The organism is Acinetobacter sp. 228 (assembly GCF_048147885.1).
Genome location: NZ_JAYWYV010000114.1, coordinates 1 through 1,880, shown reverse-complemented (window position 1 = coordinate 1,880; position 1,880 = coordinate 1). Strand labels below are relative to the sequence as shown.

Here is a 1,880-nt window from a genome sequence, read left to right as displayed (position 1 = left end):
AGAAAATATGAACTGAGCTTAATTGCATCTGATGAAAAAGATATTGTCTACACGCGTAGCAATATCCGTAAAGAGCAAGTTTATAATTTCCCGGTCAATATGCCTCGCTCTGAGCAAAAAGCGCTCTTTTTAGAATATCTTAAAAAAGCAGATGAACTACGTGCAGAACCAAAGTGGTACAATACGCTCACAAGTAATTGTACAACTTTAATTTTTGATATGGTTCAAGCCATTAACCCATATCAGCTTCCTAAAGATTATCGGTTAATTGCCTCTGGTTACTTGCCTAATTATTTATATGATCTTAAAGCACTCGATCAAAATATTAGCTTGAAACAGTGGTACCAAATTGCACACATTAACCCACGTACTGAACATTTCGAACAATTTGCAGACCAAAGCAGTGAGCATTTCTCTCAAATTGTTCGACAGGGTTTACCTAAAGTAAAATGAAATAAGTAATGCACTTTTCTTTACTTTTTTATACACGCTTTACTTTGTAATCTAACTAGATAAACCCTATTGTAATAGGCAGGAAATAGAGGAAAAAACAATGCAACAGGCATTATTTGGCGGCGGCTGTTTTTGGTGTGTCGAAGCCGTATTTTTACAAATACGTGGTGTAGAAAAAGTAACAAGTGGTTATGCTGGTGGGCATACAACTCACCCAACTTATGAGCAAGTATGTCAAGGTGACACTCAGCATGCTGAAGTGGTTCTTATCGACTTTGATGAACAACAAGTTACATATTCTCAGTTACTTGATGTATTCTTTGCAACGCATGATCCAACGACTTTAAACCGCCAAGGTAATGATATTGGTACTCAATACCGCTCTGTTATTTACTATTTTAATGAAGAGCAAAAGCAGGCAGCAGAACACACCATTCAGACGTTAAAAGATGACGATCTTGATATTGTGACTGAATTATCTCCTGCTCCTACATTCTATCCGGCAGAAGACTATCATCAAAATTACTATGAAAAAAACCCTTCACAAGGTTACTGCAACTTTGCAATTCCACCTAAGCTGTTAAAGTTACATAGTAAATTTCAACATCTCATGAAAAATTAATAAATGAGAAAATAAAAAAGCAACCGAATTGGTTGCTTTTTTATTACGTGAAACTAGATTTTAGTTTTCACTTACAAAGGCAATATCGCTCAGTCCGGCTTCACTGGCGCGAGACATTACCTGAGCAACAGTATCGTACTTCGACTCTTTATCAGCGCGAAGTTGAACTGTCGGTTTAACCGCACCTTGACCTGCTTCTTGGAAACGTTTTTGAAGCTCATCAAGGCTAATTACTTGAGTATCCCAAGCCACTTCACCATTTGCATTGATACTAATCGTAATTGCTTTTGGTGGTGGATCAATAATTTCAGCAGTTGTTTTAGGAAGCGTTAATGGAATCGATGGGTTGGCAACTGTTGCTGTGACCAAAAAGATGATCATTAACACCAACATAATGTCGATTAGCGGAATGAGATTCATCTCATTCATGCCACTATCGTGGTCTTCACCCAATTGAAAAGCCATTAAGCTTGACCTCCAACATAACTTTGCTGTGCAGTTTTAACATCAGACTTTACAGTTGAGTCTTGCTGCAACATGGTGTCGATTAACAAACTGTGTGCTTGATCTTGTAAATCATGAGCAAGGCCACGATTCGCACGTACACAGATGTTATAAGCCAATACCGCTGGAATCGCAACTGCTAGACCAAGACCAGTCATAATAAGTGCTTCACCTACTGGTGTAGCCACTTGAGCTAAACCTGCCTGTCCGCTCTTACCCACAGCAACTAACGCGTGGAAAATACCCCATACTGTACCAAACAAACCAACGAATGGTGCAATTGAAGCAATTGTTCCTAAAA

At 38.6% G+C, this 1,880-nt stretch carries 4 protein-coding genes; 2 read left to right on the top strand and 2 right to left on the bottom strand.

All coding sequences use genetic code 11. The annotated features are described in order from the left end of the window. On the top strand, nt 1–453 hold a 453-nt coding region (locus tag VXQ92_RS16415), incomplete at its 5' end, for a DUF4105 domain-containing protein (protein ID WP_416682544.1). 100 nt (nt 454–553) lie between these two features. Continuing rightward, on the top strand, nt 554–1,075 hold the full coding sequence (msrA, locus tag VXQ92_RS16410) for a peptide-methionine (S)-S-oxide reductase MsrA (protein ID WP_001183413.1): 522 nt from the start codon (nt 554–556) through the stop codon (nt 1,073–1,075). A 60-nt stretch (nt 1,076–1,135) separates the two neighbouring features. Here msrA and VXQ92_RS16405 read toward each other — a convergent pair whose 3' ends face one another. Continuing rightward, nucleotides 1,136–1,540: an ExbD/TolR family protein gene (locus VXQ92_RS16405; protein WP_000885431.1), complete on the bottom strand. Its 405-nt coding sequence runs from the start codon at nt 1,538–1,540 to the stop codon at nt 1,136–1,138. Then, on the bottom strand, nt 1,540–1,880 hold a 341-nt coding region (locus tag VXQ92_RS16400), incomplete at its 5' end, for a MotA/TolQ/ExbB proton channel family protein (protein ID WP_416682543.1). The genes VXQ92_RS16400 and VXQ92_RS16405, both read right to left, overlap by 1 nt.